Annotated in this window: 15 protein-coding genes; 2 read left to right on the top strand and 13 right to left on the bottom strand. The window is 70.2% G+C overall.

The window, feature by feature from the left end:
- Window positions 1–14: 14 nt before the first annotated feature.
- The 13 genes from RB628_RS30545 to RB628_RS30485 form a co-directional block, all read right to left on the bottom strand.
- Window positions 15–686: an SDR family NAD(P)-dependent oxidoreductase gene (locus RB628_RS30545; RefSeq protein ID WP_318323810.1), complete on the bottom strand. Its 672-nt coding sequence runs from the start codon at window positions 684–686 to the stop codon at window positions 15–17.
- A 54-nt stretch (window positions 687–740) separates the two neighbouring features.
- Window positions 741–1160, bottom strand: coding sequence for a CBS domain-containing protein (locus tag RB628_RS30540; RefSeq protein ID WP_318323809.1), 420 nt, complete (start codon window positions 1158–1160; stop codon window positions 741–743).
- Window positions 1161–1292: 132 nt separating this feature from the next.
- The gene (locus RB628_RS30535) at window positions 1293–1610 is read right to left on the bottom strand and encodes a hypothetical protein (protein ID WP_318323807.1); all 318 of its coding nucleotides are present in this window, start codon (window positions 1608–1610) and stop codon (window positions 1293–1295) included.
- A 47-nt stretch (window positions 1611–1657) separates the two neighbouring features.
- Window positions 1658–2536 (bottom strand): potassium channel family protein, encoded by an 879-nt coding sequence (locus tag RB628_RS30530; RefSeq protein ID WP_318323806.1) that lies wholly within the window; start codon window positions 2534–2536, stop codon window positions 1658–1660.
- 95 nt (window positions 2537–2631) lie between these two features.
- Window positions 2632–5043, bottom strand: coding sequence for a glycoside hydrolase family 65 protein (locus RB628_RS30525; protein ID WP_318323805.1), 2412 nt, complete (start codon window positions 5041–5043; stop codon window positions 2632–2634).
- A 52-nt stretch (window positions 5044–5095) separates the two neighbouring features.
- Window positions 5096–5983 carry a universal stress protein gene (locus RB628_RS30520; protein ID WP_318323803.1) on the bottom strand — a complete coding sequence of 296 codons (888 nt, stop codon included), beginning with the start codon at window positions 5981–5983 and terminating at the stop codon, window positions 5096–5098.
- Window positions 5984–6372: 389 nt separating this feature from the next.
- Window positions 6373–7365 (bottom strand): Acg family FMN-binding oxidoreductase, encoded by a 993-nt coding sequence (locus tag RB628_RS30515; protein WP_318323802.1) that lies wholly within the window; start codon window positions 7363–7365, stop codon window positions 6373–6375.
- 57 nt (window positions 7366–7422) lie between these two features.
- A complete protein-coding gene (locus tag RB628_RS30510) occupies window positions 7423–8340 on the bottom strand; it encodes a pyridoxamine 5'-phosphate oxidase family protein (RefSeq protein ID WP_318323801.1) in 918 nt (305 codons plus the stop codon).
- A gap of 131 nt (window positions 8341–8471) precedes the next feature.
- Window positions 8472–8930: an Hsp20/alpha crystallin family protein gene (locus RB628_RS30505; protein WP_318323800.1), complete on the bottom strand. Its 459-nt coding sequence runs from the start codon at window positions 8928–8930 to the stop codon at window positions 8472–8474.
- Between the two features lie 49 nt (window positions 8931–8979).
- Complete coding sequence (locus RB628_RS30500) at window positions 8980–9267, bottom strand: DUF1876 domain-containing protein (RefSeq protein ID WP_318323799.1); 288 nt, start codon at window positions 9265–9267, stop codon at window positions 8980–8982.
- An 11-nt stretch (window positions 9268–9278) separates the two neighbouring features.
- A complete protein-coding gene (locus tag RB628_RS30495; RefSeq protein WP_318323797.1) occupies window positions 9279–10676 on the bottom strand; it encodes a nicotinate phosphoribosyltransferase in 1398 nt (465 codons plus the stop codon).
- 30 nt (window positions 10677–10706) lie between these two features.
- The gene (locus tag RB628_RS30490) at window positions 10707–11225 is read right to left on the bottom strand and encodes a hypothetical protein (protein WP_318323796.1); all 519 of its coding nucleotides are present in this window, start codon (window positions 11223–11225) and stop codon (window positions 10707–10709) included.
- Window positions 11226–11476: 251 nt separating this feature from the next.
- Complete coding sequence (locus tag RB628_RS30485; RefSeq protein WP_318323795.1) at window positions 11477–12298, bottom strand: universal stress protein; 822 nt, start codon at window positions 12296–12298, stop codon at window positions 11477–11479.
- A 200-nt stretch (window positions 12299–12498) separates the two neighbouring features.
- Between RB628_RS30485 and RB628_RS30480 the strand changes: the two genes are divergently transcribed.
- Both RB628_RS30480 and RB628_RS30475 read left to right on the top strand, forming a co-directional pair.
- Window positions 12499–13368 carry a universal stress protein gene (locus tag RB628_RS30480; RefSeq protein ID WP_318323793.1) on the top strand — a complete coding sequence of 290 codons (870 nt, stop codon included), beginning with the start codon at window positions 12499–12501 and terminating at the stop codon, window positions 13366–13368.
- Window positions 13361–14881: an AAA family ATPase gene (locus tag RB628_RS30475; RefSeq protein WP_318323792.1), complete on the top strand. Its 1521-nt coding sequence runs from the start codon at window positions 13361–13363 to the stop codon at window positions 14879–14881. The genes RB628_RS30480 and RB628_RS30475 overlap by 8 nt, the downstream gene beginning before the upstream one ends.
- Window positions 14882–14950 lie beyond the last annotated feature (69 nt).

The raw sequence follows: 14950 nt of genomic DNA, 5'->3' as shown, positions 1-14950 counted from the left end.
CCGCACCACAAACCTCATAGCGTCACGACCGTCTCACTGGACTTGAAATCTTCCGCCTCGGGCTCACCGAATCGAGGGAGGGGCTGCGCGGCCGTGAAGGACTCGTCGAAATCGGCCGTCATCGCGGTGCGCACCGCACCGGGATGGACCGAGCAGACTCGGATCCCGTCCGGGGCCAGTTCCAGCGCTGCGGCCTTGGTCAGGCCGCGCAGTCCCCACTTGCTGGCCACATAGGCTCCGATACCTGCGTAGCCGGTGAGGCCAGCGAGTGAGGAGATGTTCACGATCACGCCTCCACCAGCCCGACGAAGGGAAGGGGCAGTCGTACGCATGCCCAGCCAGGAGCCCTGGAGGTTGACGTCGATGACACGGCGGAAGGATTCGAGGGGCTGTTCCTCGATGGTTCCCCATTCGAGGATGCCGGCGTTGTTCACCAGCACCGAGACCGGGCCCAGCTCCCGCTCCGTCCCGGCCACCACCGTCTGCCAGCCGTCTTCGGCGCTGACGTCCAGGTGCGCATACCGGGCAGGGCCACCGAGTTCGGCCGCCAGTTTTTCCCCTTCGGGGTCGAGGACATCGGCGACCGTCACAGCAGCGCCTTCCGTGGCCAGCAGACGTGCCACGGCGGCCCCGATCCCTCTGGCTCCACCGGTGACGATCGCCACTCGCTCGTTGAGACGTCCCATCACGACCTCCTGAACCGATGTTCGACGAAGATTCGCCGGGGAATGACTGGTCGGTCAGGAGGTCGCGCAGACGACTTCGACGAAGTGGCCCACCTGGTCCTCGGGAAGGTGACGTGCGAGGTCCGCCTCGCTGATCATGCCGACGAGGCGATGGTCGTCGATCACCGGCAGCCGACGGATCCTGTGCTCCTCCATGGTGTGCAGGACCTGGCCGGCATCGGCCTTGGCGTCGATCGTGATCGGTTTGCCCTGCTCCAGCTGGCCGGCGGTCATGGTTCTGGGGTCCTTGCCCCTGGCGAGACACTTCACCACGATGTCGCGGTCCGTGATGATGCCGTGGAGTCGGTCGTCCGGCCCGCAGATCGGCAGGGCCCCCACGTCCAGTTCTTTCATCCTGCGCGCCGCGTCCTGAAGCGTTTCGCTTTCCTGTACGCAGGTGGCACCGGCGTGCATGATCTCCTGGGCAGTCGTCATGGTGTGTCCTTCCGGCGTGGTTGTCGGCGCGGGAGGAACTCGTGGAGTCTGACCCGCCCCGGCCGGTCTCGTCCTCATGACCAGTGTCGGCTCCTCTCTGCCCTTGCGCATGCCGGGGAACAGGCGGTCACGTCATTGCGTGGCGGTGCGCTCGACGACGTCCCTGGCCGCCAGCGGGCCCCACTCGGCGGGCGTTCCGGTCGCGCCTGTCTGAAGCCGCATGACGACATGACCGAGGCCGGGCAGGGCACAGGCGATCACCAGATCAGTGGGAGACAGCGGCTCCGTACCCAGCGGGTTCTGGAGGGGAGGCAGGTAGACGCCGGCTGCCTGGAAATCGAAGGCTGCCGCGATGAGCAGGAACGGGTGGGCCAGGCTGCCCGGGAGCTGAGTGCCATGCCGAGCTGGGTCGCCCCGAGCACCAGGAGGATCATGGACTGCTAGGGGCATCTGGTCGCCCATGCCCACGTCGGCCGCAGGGTGCCACCCTTGCTCGCTCAGGGCTGAGCGCCGTCGCGGCCGTGGTCGGCGGCGTATGCGGCGAACACTTCCGTCGGCGGGCCGCCCGTGTGGAGGAAACGCTGGTCGAGGATGGCGGCGAGGTCCTTCAGCGCGCCGGCGAGCAGCGCGCCGGCCAGCCGCACCTCCGGCCGTTCCGCCGCCTGCCCGCGTTGGGCGAGTACGGCGGCGTAGCCGACCATGGCCGCCAGCGACGAGTGGTCCTCCCCGTCATGGAAGTAGTACGCCTCGGCGTACTGGGTGAAGTCGATGCGGACGCGAGCGATGTCGGTGGCCAGGCTGTCCAGCAGTAGAGCCCCCGCAGTGCAGTCGATCTGCCGTGTCGGCGGATCCGCGTCGCGCAGCAGAGCCAGCCGGACGGCCAGGACCCTCCTGCGGGTCAGCGCCGGGTAGATCTCCAGGACCCAGGAGACTGTGGCCGTCAGGAGGGCGAAACCGATGAGGGCTTCGAGTGGTGAGACCAGGCGGAGCCAGCCCTCGTCGGGTGCGATGTCGCCCAGTCCCAGGGTGGCCACCGTGACGAGCGACAGATACACGGAGTCGAGCAGTGCCGGTTGCTGTGCTGCCTGGGACCCGGGGGAGAAGGTGAATGCGCCGGGCATGTGGGGCCAGTAGACGATCGCCCAGCCGAGTACGACGGTGACGGCCCACATGCTCACGACCGTGACCATGGCCAGCGGCCCGACGAGCCCGACCACGCGGCCGGGCGCACGGAAGCGCCGGGCGAGGCGCCACAGTGCTGTCATCACGAGGCGGCTCAGGCCACCGTGGCGTGTGGGGTGCCAGAGCGTGTGGAACAGGTCCCGAAGGGTGACCATGACGAGCCCGGCACCGACCAGCGAGACCAACCACTTCATAGCGTCTCCCACGGCCCTTTGGCATGAAACGGAAACCCGCCCTGGAGCCTAGGCCGTGTACGGCGCGTGAGGGCACGGATGCGGGTACGCCACGCTCATTCGCTCGGATCATCCGCCTTCAGAACGAGCGTGCAGGTCTCCCCAGGTGCCACGGTCACGGCCCGGTCCGCCAGCACCACGCGGATCGCCGACTCCTCCGAGTCGGGCACGCCGATCTCCAGCCGCCCGCTCAGGCGCCGTATGCGCACCCCCCAGTGGCCGCGATAGCGCAGCGAGAATCCGTACTCGGAGAGTGCGGGGAGAGGCACGGGGTCCAGCCACAGCGCGTCCTCGCGCGTCTCCAGTCCGGTCAGGCCGCGTTGGACCAGGTCGAGGGTTCCGGACATGGCCCCGAGATGAATGCCTTCACCAGTTGTGCCGCCCTGGATATCGGCGATGTCTGCCTCCAGGGCCTCCTGGACGTACTGCCATGCCTCGGCTCGTCTGGCCTTGGCTAGGACCAGGCCGTGGACGAGGCCACTGAGTGTGGAGCCGTGGCTGGTGCGCCGGAGGTAATAGTCGACGGTCCCGCGCCAGACCTCGTCATCCAGGTCGTAGCCGAGTCGCTCGAACAACTGCCGCAGCTCGCGCGGCGAGAAGAGGTAGCCGAGCATGAGGACGTCGGCCTGCTTGGACGCTTTGTAGCGGTTGACCGTGTCGCCCTCGGCCTCCAGGATCCGGTCCAGCCGTCGGACGCTGTCGTAGCGCGTGCGGTAGGCGTCCCAGTCCAGCTCGGTCAGATCGTCGTAGCCCTCGAACTGGCTGATGACGCCACGGTGGAATGGCACCCACAAGCGTCGGGAGATCTCCTCCCACTTGGGGGGTTCGTCGTCGTCCAGCCGGATGCGATCGCGCAGTTCCTCCCGGCGCCATGCGGGAAGGCGCCGCAGGAGGTCCAGGGCGCGGCCGAGCACCCAGGCGGCGGTGACGTTGGTGTACGCGTTGTCGTTCAGCCCTGGCAGAGCGGCATCCGGGTAGGCGTCGTGGTACTCGTCGGGGCCGACGACTCCGCGAATGTGGTAGCGCTCCGTCTCCGGCTCGAACACCGCGAGGTCCGCCCAGAAGCGGGCGATCTGCAGGAGTATCTCCGCACCCTTGGTGTGCAGGTATTCGGTGTCGCCGGTGGCCTCGCAGTACTGCCACACGTTGTACGCGATTGCCGAGCCCACGTGGCGCTGGAGCCGGGAGTGGTCCGGCAACCAGCGCCCCGAGTGGGGGTTGAGATGCGACTCCTGGGTTTCCTCGCGGCCGTCGCTGCCGCTCTGCCAGGGGTACATCGCCCCGACCCGGCCGATCGCGGCGGCGGCCCGGCAGGCCCGTGGGAGGCGTCGGTACCGGTAGTTCAGCAGGGCCCGGGAGACCTCGGGGAAGTGCAGGTTGAGGTACGGCAGGACGAACAGCTCGTCCCAGAAGACGTGGCCCCGGTACGCCTCGCCGTGCAGCCCCCGGGCGGGGACGCCCACGTCCAGGTCAGCGGTGTGCGGGGACAGCGTCTGCAGGAGGTGGAAGAGGTGGAAGCGCAGGACGCGCCCGGACTGACCAGGCACCTGGATCTCCGCGCGCCGCCACAACCGCTCCCAGGCCGCGACGTGGGAGTTCAGCAGGCCCGCGAAGTCCGCCGCCGAGGACACTCGGTCGACCGCCGCCTCGAGAGGGTCGCTGATGGCCGTGTCGTGTGAGGTGTGCAGCGCCACGGTCTTCTCCACGGCGGCGGGACGGCCGGGAGCGAGTGGGAGCACCAGACGGTGCACGGCACGGTGGCGGGCTGGGCGGAGCTCCGACGAGGCCGGCGGCCGGCCGGTGACGACCGTCCGGGCGGCCATGGCGACACTGATGTCGGAGGTGGTGGTCCGGCATGTCAGCCAGACGGTGTGGGGGTCCCGCGTCCCGGTCCGCACCTGGATCAGCTGGTGGTGGTTGAGGGCACGGTAGCGGTGCACATTGCCGTTGGTCACTTCGCCGTCGAGGCAGGACTCGATCTCGACCTCTCCCGACCAGTCCTCGGCGGTGAAGACCGTCCGGAGCGCGGCCAGATGAGCATCACCCATGTGCACGAGGCGGCTCTGCTCGACGGCGACTACGCCTGCCTCCCCGTCCCGGTGGCGGAAGGCACGGGTGAGTGTGGCGCGGCGCAGATCCAGGGTGTGCCGGTGGTCCAGGAGGGTGTGCGGATGGGGGGAGAACCACGGGCCCCACGCTTCCTCGGCGCGGCGCAGGCGGAATCGCAGGAGCAGCCAGTTCGGGAGGTTGACCAGGTCCTCGTTCACCACCTGTCGTCCCGCAACCGTCGACTCCGGGCGGTTGTAGCATCCGGCCGCGTAGGTTCCCGGGTAGTGCACCAGGCCCGCCCGGCACTCGGGCACCGCACCGCGTGTGGCGAAGTAGCCGTTGCCGAGCGTGCAGAGCGATTCCCGCAGCCGTTCGGCAGCGGGGTCGTATCCCTTCCACTCCCACGTCCACTCCGACATCCGTCGTCCTCCTCAGTTCGGAAGCCGTGGGAGGGGGCCTGTACGGCGAACCTCAGACTCGATGAGGGACGACGGCGACCGGGCACGCTGAGTGGTGCAGGAGGGCGTGGGCGACGCTGCCGAGTTGCAGACCGAAGTGCCCGTGTCGGCGCAGAGCGCCGACGACGATTAGGTCGGCACCGGCCGATGCCTCCAGCAGGACACGGTGGGCGGGGCCCTCGACCGCGCGGCGGCTGACATCGACCTCGGGGTGCTCCCGTACGACCTCGCGTAGCGCGTCGTCGAGGGTGGCCGAGACTTGCTCCTCGGGCGCCACGGCGGCGTCCGCCGCGAGCCGGGGGTCCCCCGGGACGGACTCTGCGGGAGGGGAGCCCGGTTCGTGAATCGGACTGCGCCAGGCCCGTACGGCGGTCAGGGTGCAGGCCCGCGCCTCGGCCTCGCGGGCGGCGAACCGTACGGCACCCGTGCCGCCGGTCGCATCGCCGACTCCCACCACGACCCGGCCCAGGGACCCCTGGAGGTTGCGCTCCTCGCCTCGGACGACGATGACCGGGCACATGGCGCGAGCCGCCACCGTGAGGCTGACCGACCCCAGCAGCAGCCCGGCGACCTCGCCGCGCCCACGTGCGCCCGTGACCAGGGCGAACGCCTCGGACCCGGCCCGCAGCAGCGTGGAGACCGCATCGGCGGCCACTACGTCGGTGGACACCTTCACTTCGGGGTCGCGAAGCCGGGCGCGTTCCGCGCAGGAGGCGACGATGTTCTGCGCCATGACCTCTCCGGCGGGGCGATCGGTGCTGAAGGCGGGCCGGACTCTTTCGTAACGCTCCCAGAGGGAGGCATGGACGAGCCGCAGTGGCAGGCCGTGGCGGGCCGCTTCGTCCACCGCCAGCAGACTGGATTCCGATCCGTCGACGCCCACGGCCAGCGGGAGTTCCATCGGGGCCACCACCTTCCGTCCCGTTGCTGACAAACCCCCTCTGAATACCGTCGCACCGCCCGCTCGCCGCCGCGACATACGGGCAGGAGCTCGGACCGGGTGGCCGTCGCCGGGTTGCGGTGCCTCGGGTCCCGACGACGCTGGAGACGTACGGCCCGACCAACCACCGGGCGCTCCTCAAGCACCTGGGACATGCCTGAGACCCCGCACATCGTGAGCGATACGAGGACCTTCCCAGCGGTAACCGTCCGGAGCGTCACGCCCCAGATCAGCATCTGCCCGAGCTCGCCGAAGAGGGGGCGATGACCGCCGAGGAGCACATGACCGCTCCCGGGGTTACGGTCCACCTCGACGTTTGGGCGTGGACCCCAGCCGTGGACAGTCCCGGGTCAGGGTTCGATGTCGAGTACCTCCGACACAGCGCGGCGCGGCGTGCCGGGACCGTTGGGGCCGTAGCCCAGGCGTAGCAGGACCTGCGTGTAGCCCGTCCCGGTCATCGGGTCGCGCACTGGCCAGCGCAGGTCCGTCCATTCGAGAGGCTGGGTCACGAAGGAGCTGGCGAGGCCCTCGCGGGTGGCCAGCAGCAGGACGCGTTCCATCGCCTGGCCGGCGCGGAGCCAGTCCTCCGGGCGGTCGTGATCCGTGCTGATGAGAGCCAGCTGAGGGTTCTGCTCGAAGTCCGCCGCGTCACGTCCCGCCACCTGCCGGGGGCCCGCGAAGTCGCGCATGGGTGCCTTGCCCCCGCGCTTGCGCGGCCCGAAGGCGTAGTGCGGGACTCCGTCGTCGGCCGTGCTCACCGACGGGGCGTCGATACGCGTCCACCGGGCCAGGTCCTGGTCGCTGCCGCGGTCGGTGATGTTGCGTGCCTCGGCTTCCTGAACCAGTTCCAGCACTTCCCACAGATGCCATGAGTCGGGGAACGTCAGTGCCGCTCCCTCTGCGCGAGCACTCGCGGCGAGAGCCTCCCGCACGGCCTCGGGGATCTGTCTCTCCTCGAACGGGTAGCGGCTGCTGTGCCGTTGGCGGATCGCCGGATACAGCGCGCCGAGGCCGCTCACATCCTTCGTACGGCCGGCCAACCGCACGCTCGCGAGGAGTGCCCGGTCGGCGAGGTCGGGCAGTAGCCGGGTTTCAGGGTGCGAGCCCGCGTGGGCGATGGGGGCCCTGAGGTTCAACAGAGCGGCACCGCAACCGAGATGAAGGCCGCAGGTGTCTGGGTCGGAGTGCGGCATGGCGCACTCGAAGTCGGCCCACACCTCGAAAGCGCGGCTCTGCCGGAGATAACGGAAATGCCAGGGCTGCACGTTGTGCATCGACGGCGCGGCCACCGCGTCGTGTACCACGGCGGCCACCCACTCGTCGGATGGTGCTGGCTGGCTCATCGGAACACCCTTCGAGAGCCGTCGGGACGGGAGCGCTCTTCGGTGGCCAGAGCCTGGTCATCCATCGGCCGGAGTGATGCGGCGGCCGGTGAGGTGTGCGGGCCGGATCGACACCCACATCTCGCGTTCACCGCCTGGCCATGGCGTGGTGTGGGCATGTTCGGTGAGCCTGCGCACGGCGTCAGGCTCCGTCACGACGCTCGCCGGGCCGACGGCAAGGACACTCCAGCCCTGACTCAGGGCCTCGTCCATGTGATCGACCTCGAAGGCGACCTCGGTTCCGACGGCTGCCGCGGGTGTGGAGTCCGGCGCGGTCCGGAAGACGATCGCGTCATCGACGACCTCGTAGTTGACCGGCACGACCGCCGGGCGGCCGTCGGACGCCGACACCGCGATGCGCCCCACGCCGTGGCTGGAGAGCAACGTGCGGCATTCCTCCGGGCCGAGGTCCCGCAGCTCAGGATGCAGCAGAGCCTGTCCTTGGCCGGGTGGCAGATCCATGCCTCCTCCGCGCAGCGTGGTGACCGTGGTGCCCAGCGCGTCGGCCAGCCTGATGAGGGTCGCCACACTCGGGTCGGCAGGCCGCTCCTCCAGGTACTCCAGGTATCCGGGGGACATTCGGGCGCGGCGGGCCGTCTCCTCGCGGCTGAGCCGCTGTCGGTGGCGTTCGACGGCCACGCGTCGGCCGATGTCACCGGGGCCGGGTGCCCCGGGCGACATGGCCTCCGTCTCGGCCGTGTCGGGGCCGGAGGGGCTGGAGGGGGCGTGGGGGCTCTCGGGCCGGCCGTGCTCGAGATGGTGGATGTGTGCGTCGGGCCCGGGGAACACGAGCGTCACTTCGTCGGTGTCCGACCAGCGCACGTCGTAAGGAGGCGTTCCGTCCTCGTGATGGAGTCCGACGATCTCGCCGTCGCGCTTGGCGGCGCCGGTCGTCGTGCGTTCGATGACGAGTTGGTCGCCGAGGTGAGCTCGCATGACGTCCGCCCTCTCCTCAGAATGGTGCTGTATCCAACGTGCCACGCGCGACGGGCGGCCGCACGGGACCGATCAGCCTTGGCAGGCTGCCCCGCCTCGCGCCCGAACGGCCGTCGACCGACCGAGCCGACTCAGCCGGTGATCTCGATGCGCTGAGCCTTGCCCTTCTCGTTCTTGGGGACCTTCACCGTGAGAACTCCGTTGTTCAGGTCCGCGCTGATGTGCTCTGTGTCGGAGTTCGGCGGCAGAATCGTTCGGTAGTCGAACTGGCCGATGTGGCGGGTCTGCCGGCGGACCTTCCCGGTGTGTTCCTTTTCCCTGATCTCGCCGTGGATGTCGAGTTCGCCTTCGGCGACCTCCACGCTGATCTGGTCCTTGTCCACTCCGGGCAGCTCCAGTTCCACCAGGTAGGCGGCATCGGTGTCCTCGATGTCGGCCAGGGGTGCCCATGGCTCGGCCGCGCCGAACCCGGGGAAGCCGCCACTGGGAAAGGCGGCGTGCATGAGCTGGTCGACCCTGGTACGCAGGTCCTCCAGCTCCCGCAGGGCTGCCGGAAGCCCGCTTCTGCTGTGTCGTGCCGGATGTGTCATGGCTGATCCCTCCTTGACTTCTGCCTTGGGGTCGCTGTGCCGCCGTCGGTCACATGGGCCACCCGGCGACCTCCCGGCCGTGTGGCCGCGGTACGCCCATGCCCTCGATGTCGCGCTCGGCGGTCTTCAGCAGCTGCCCGGCCAGGTCGTTCATGGCCCGGCCCGCTGCCAGTTCGTCACCGATCTCCGGCACGTTCGAGTCCGCCGGATGGCAGTGCGCGGTCCCGTGACCGGTGAGTTCTGTGGTGCCGGTGTCCAGGATCAGATGTGCCTTCGTCGTTCCCTCGTCGTCCTCGAACAGATGAAGACGAACCGTCCATTCCAACGTATGCGGCATCGCTTTCCTCCTCACCTCGGTACGGACCGATGCGATCCTGCTGGGGCTCGTTCTGGGGTTTGCCGTGCGGAGGCAGCTGCCATCTGGTCCTCGATGCGTTGCCGGATGCGGGCCGTGAGTGCGCTCAGTCGCTCGGAGGTCGTCGCCCGGGGCGCGACGGGTGCTCGGATCCGGAGCGCGACCGAGGGCAGCTCTCCCAGGTCCGCGGCGAGTCTCCCCCGGCACTCGTCGAGCGTGGGCCGCCTGCCGGTGCGCCGCCCGTTCCGCATCACCGTCTCCAGCAGCGGAATGCTGTCGTCGGGGGGCTGCTCGTCGGCGAGAGCGATCTCGTCGGCCCAGCCGGGGTGGCGGAACACCTGCTTGCGGCCGGGTGCCGTCACCTTCGCCGATGAGAGCTTCATCACCGGATGGCCGTCGAACTCGACCAGCTTGTACGCGGAGTCCAGGTACGGCGCGTCGGCCGACACGCCGACACGGGTGCCCACGGCGTACGTGTCGATCGGTGACCTGGAGCGCACGAGGTCGTCCACGGCGTACTCGTCGAGACCACCACTGGCGACGATCCGCACGTCCGGCAGACCCGCGTCGTCAAGGATCGACCGGGCCCGTACCGCCAGATCCCCGAGGTCACCGCTGTCCAGCCGCACGGCGGAGCCTGGCCCGCGGTCCAGGTCCCGCAGGACGCGAGCCGCGACGCGGACGCCTTCCTCCGTGTCATAGGTGTCCACCAGCAGGGTCACCGGACCGGGGTGGCAGCGGGCGAAGGCGCGGAACGCGTCCTCCTCCGAGGAGAACGCCTCCACGAAGGAGTGGGCCATTGTGCCGACGGCGGGGATGCCCTCCGCGGCGGCTGCCGCCACATTGCTGGTCCCGGCGAAGCCGGCCATCGCCCCCAGACGAGCCGATTGGAACCCCGCCTGCGGACCGTGGGTGCGCCGCAGGGAGAAGTCGACGACCGGGTGACCGGCCGCCGCGAGCACGCAGCGTGCGGCCTTCGAAGCGATCGCGGTCTGATGGCTGAGTCGGTTGAGCACATAGGTTTCGACCAACTGCGCTTGCGGAAGTGGTGCGGTCACCTCCAGCAGCGGCTCTCCCGCGAATACGATCCGCCCCTCCGGGACCGCCCGCACCTGGCCGGTAAACGTCAGGCCGAGCAGCGGCTCCAGGTCCCCTGGCGGCCGGTGGAGCGCGGAAGCGAAGGCGTCGACGTCCTCGGGGCCGACATGAAAGCCGGCCAGGTAGTCGAGTGCCGACTCCAGCCCCGCCGCCACCAGGAAGCCGCGTTCAGGGGGCAGGTTGCGGACGAAGAGGCTGAACGTCGCCGGGCCGGTCATCCCCTCTCGCAGGTAGGACATGGCCATCGTGACTTCGTACAGATCGGTGGTCGTCGCATCCGACATCGGTGTCACCTCCTGGGCTTCCGGCCGGCCTCCTGCTCGTCACCGGCGGAAGCGCGCGGACCACTGCGGTTCCACCAGGTCCCACTCGGCGCCCCACCGCGCACACCTTCTCCGGTCCAGGATCAGGCGCATGCCCGCCCAGGCCGCGTAGGAGCCAGCGGCCACGCCGAACGCCGCCATACCGCCCACCATCCAGCCACTGGTCGTCGCATTGAGAGTGCTCGCCGGCGGACTGGTGATGGTTCCGTCCTGTGTCACCCACACACGCACGGTGGCGCCCTTGGGAGTTCCCGGCTTCACGAGGGCCGTTCCGGTTCGCACGACACCGTCGGTGTCGGTCCAGCGGACCTGCGCCGGTCGCTTCGCCCAGTTGTCGTCGTTCTTGACGCCCGTTGTCGATCGGGCGGTGACCTGGTGCCGTTCCGCCGCCTGGGCTCGTACGGTGCGTATCGACGCCTCGTACGCCGTCAGTCCCGCGCTGACCGCGGCGGCCGGCAGCCCGAGGACGAGAACGACCATCAGGACACGGCGGAACCAGCATTCGAACCTGTCGGACATACGGCTCAGAGAGTTCGCGCCCTTGAGCACGTGATCGCCGCGCCGGGACGGCGGACCGGATGCCTACGGCGAACCTTGTGCGCTCATGAGTCGGCCTCCAGCAATTCGCCGGCCGTCCCCCACCACCAGCTCCCACCGTCGGCCGGCAGCGGGCTCGGGGCACAGGGCCGAAAGGCCCTGTCGGGCCGGTTTCCGGCCCAGGTCCGCCGGTTGCCGACCTGGTCCGTCGCCGCAGACCCCGGTCATGTCGGTCATATCTGGGGAACGACCGCGACGGGACACGGCGCGTGATGCAGTAGTGCGTGATTGATCAGGCCCAGCTGCAGGCCCGCGTGCCCGTGGCGCCTGCGGGCGCCGACGACCAGCAGGTCCGCTTCCGACGCCGCGTCCAGCAGCGTTCGGCGGGCCGGGCCCTCGATCACCCTGGAGGCCACCCGGGCGTCGCGATACCGCTCCGCAAGGCCGCGCAGGGCCTCGTCGAGGACCTGGGACGGCGGGCGCCGATGGGCCTCCATGGCGTACCACGACGGAGCCGGCCGCGTGGTGAGAGCTCTGGATGACGGATTCCAGGCGTGCACCGCCGTCAGCCGGCAGCTCCGCACCTGAGCCTCCCGCAGAGCGAACTGCAAGGCCGTGCCGCTGCCCTCCCCCTCCTCGACACCGACGACGATGTTCCCGAACCCGCCGTCCCGGTGCTCAGCGGTACCGCGCACCACGACGACCGGGCAGTCCGCCCGGGCTGCCACGGCCAGGCTGACCGCGCCCAGGAGCATTTCGGCGAGGTCTCCGAGCCCTCTGGACCCGAGCACCAGTGCGAAGGCGTTGCGTCCCTTGTCGACGAGGGCAGCGGCGGCGTCCTCGTGCAGCACCTCGCTCGACAGCTGCACCGTGGGAGCTCTTTCCCTGGCGCGTTTCGAGGCGGCACTGATCACGTCGGACGGCTCGCGGTCACCGGCCGCCGCGTGCACGAGGTCGAGTAGCACGCTGTGCCGGACCGCCTCGTCGGCGGCCCAGTCCACCGCCTCCAGACTTGGTTCGGACCCGTCGATGCCGACCACCAGGGGAATCGCCACCGCACCTGTCTCCTCTCGTGGCGGGTGCCACGCGACCGGCCTCCCCCTCCGCGGCTCCACATGCGCCGGGGCGGGGGTTGGGGTACTCCTGAGAAGCACCGCGCTCGGCATGTCGGCGACGTCCGGAGCATGCACCCATCGGACTCGTTCACCGTCACCCACCGTCGTATCCAGCTTCGTACGAGACGGAGGCCGCCGCCATGCAGCCAGTTGTCACCGTGGGCCTCGACGGCTCACCCGAAAGCCTCGCCGCCGCCCGCTGGGCCGCCGACGAGGCCGAGAAGCGCCGGCTCACGCTGCGCCTGCTGCACGCGTGGCCCCTGCTCGCGCCGGAACCCGCCCACGCCCCCTCCGAGGTCGATCAGAACTACTGGGCGAAGCGTCTCGTGCACACCGCGCGGGCCGAACTGCAAGCCCGTCACCCGGGCCTGACCATTGTCGGGAGTCTGGTGGCCGACGACGCCCAGGACGCTCTGCTCCAGGCGGCGTCGGAATCCGAGATGATCGTGCTCGGCTCACGGGGGCTGGAGCCCGTCGAGAGCTACTTCCTGGGCGACGTCAGCATGCCGGTCGTGGCCCGGGCGGAGCGGCCGGTGGTACTGGTCCGCGCCGGAACCCGGGTGGAGGGAACACCTCCGGCACCTGCGGGCCGCGTGGTTGTGGCCCTGAAACTGAGCGGATCCTCCGACGACCTGCTCGACTTCGCGTTCCACACCGCCGCGGCCAGAGGGGTTCCGTTCCTGGCCGTTCACGGCCGAAGCGTGCCGCTTCACGCGCGCGTGCCCTGGGGTGTGGACCACGCCGCCACCGACGAGATGACGCGGGACGCGCGGACGGAGTTGAGCAAGGCTCTCCGCCCCTGGCGCGAGAAGTACCCGCAGGTGGACGTGGCCGACAGCATCCGCCTCGCAAGCCCCGCCAAGGCCGTCGTGCAGGCCGCCGAAGGCGCGGCGCTGCTGGTTGTCGGCCGGCGGGCACACCGGCACGGTGTGGCACCCCACCTCGGTCCCATTGCCCACGCCGCCATCCATCACGGGCGCTGCCCCGTCGCCGTCGTCCCTCATGACTGAGCGCGGCCACCACGGGCCACCGCCCCCGCGCGCGGAGGTGGTCGAAACCCACACCGCGATCGTGTTCTTCGCCGGGGACCGCGCCTACAAGGTCAAGAAGCCGGTGGACCTGGGTTTCCTGGACTACACCACGCGCGCGGCGCGCCGGCACGCGTGCGAACGCGAGATCGCTCTCAACCGCCGCTTCGCCCCCGACGTCTATCTTGGCCTGGGCGAGTTCAGCAGCCCGGACGCCGAAGCACCCGAGCCCCTCGTGGTGATGCGCCGCATGCCCGCGGACCGGCGTCTCTCCCGCTTGGTCCGAGAGGGCGTCGCCCTGGACGACGTCCTGCGGGCCGTAGCCCGGCACCTCGCCGCGTGGCACGCGGAGGCGCCCCGTGGTCCGGAGGTGGACGAGCAGGGCACGCGGGACGCCCTGTCGTCGCGCTGGGAGGCCAGCTTCGCGCAGATCCACGTGATGGCCGACGACGGCTCCGTGCCCGAGGGGATGACGGAGACGGAGCAACTGGTGCGCCGCTATCTCGCAGGCCGCGAGCGGTTGTTCGCGTCCCGTATCGAGCAGGGGCGGGTGGTCGACGGTCACGGTGACCTGCTGGCCGAGGACATCTTCTGCCTCGACGACGCCCCCCGCGTGCTGGACTGCCTGGAGTTCGACGACCGGCTGCGCTACGTCGACGGTCTGGACGACGCCGCCTTCCTCGCCATGGACCTGGAACAACTCGGCGCGCCGGAGGCCGCCTCGTACTTCCTCGCGCAGTACAGCGAATACTCCGGCGACCCCGCCCCCGCGTCGCTGTGGCACCACTACGTCGCCTACCGCGCGTTCGTGCGCGCCAAAGTCTCCCTGATCCAGGCCCGTCAGGGCGCGCCGGGCGCGGAGGCGGCGTCACGAAGGCTGGTCTCGACGACGTTGCGTCACCTGCGCACCTCCGCTGTCGGCCTGACCGTCGTCGGCGGGCTGCCGGGCAGCGGGAAGTCCACCCTCTCCGGTGCGCTGGCCGACCGGCTGGGGGTCACCCTGCTCAGCAGTGACCGCGTCCGCAAGGAACTGGCGGGCGTTCCCGCGGAGCAGTCCGCGGCGGCCGGCTACGGCGAAGGGCTGTACACGCCCGAGTGGACGGCCAGGACCTACGCCACCCTCCTCGACCGGGCGGCGGCCCTGCTGTCCGCCGGTGAGTCGGTCGTCCTGGACGCCACATGGTCGGATACCGCACAACGTGAAGCGGCACAGCGCGTGGCCGAACGCACCAGCGCCGACCTGGTCGCCCTGCACTGCCACGTCCCGGACGACGTGTCAGCGGCCCGACTGAGCACGCGCGCCCCCGGCCCGTCCGACGCCGACCTCGACATCGCCACCGCCATGGCGGCCAGGGAACCCGCGTGGCCCGAGGCCGTCGCCGTCGACACCAGCGGCCCGTTGGAGTCCGCGGTCGCCCGGGCGCTGCCAGCCGTACGCCCCTCGAGCACCGGCCAGGCCCCGGTCTTCCGCCGCCCCTACATGGAGCCGGACTGACGGGAGACGCACCACGACGCGGCGGTCCGTGTTGCCGGGGTGTTCCGCCGGGGTGACCGTGGAGGTGGG

It is taken from the genome of Streptomyces sp. ADMS (assembly GCF_033441795.1).
In the GTDB taxonomy this organism is placed as follows: domain Bacteria; phylum Actinomycetota; class Actinomycetes; order Streptomycetales; family Streptomycetaceae; genus Streptomyces.
This window is presented reverse-complemented; position numbering and strand designations above follow the sequence as displayed.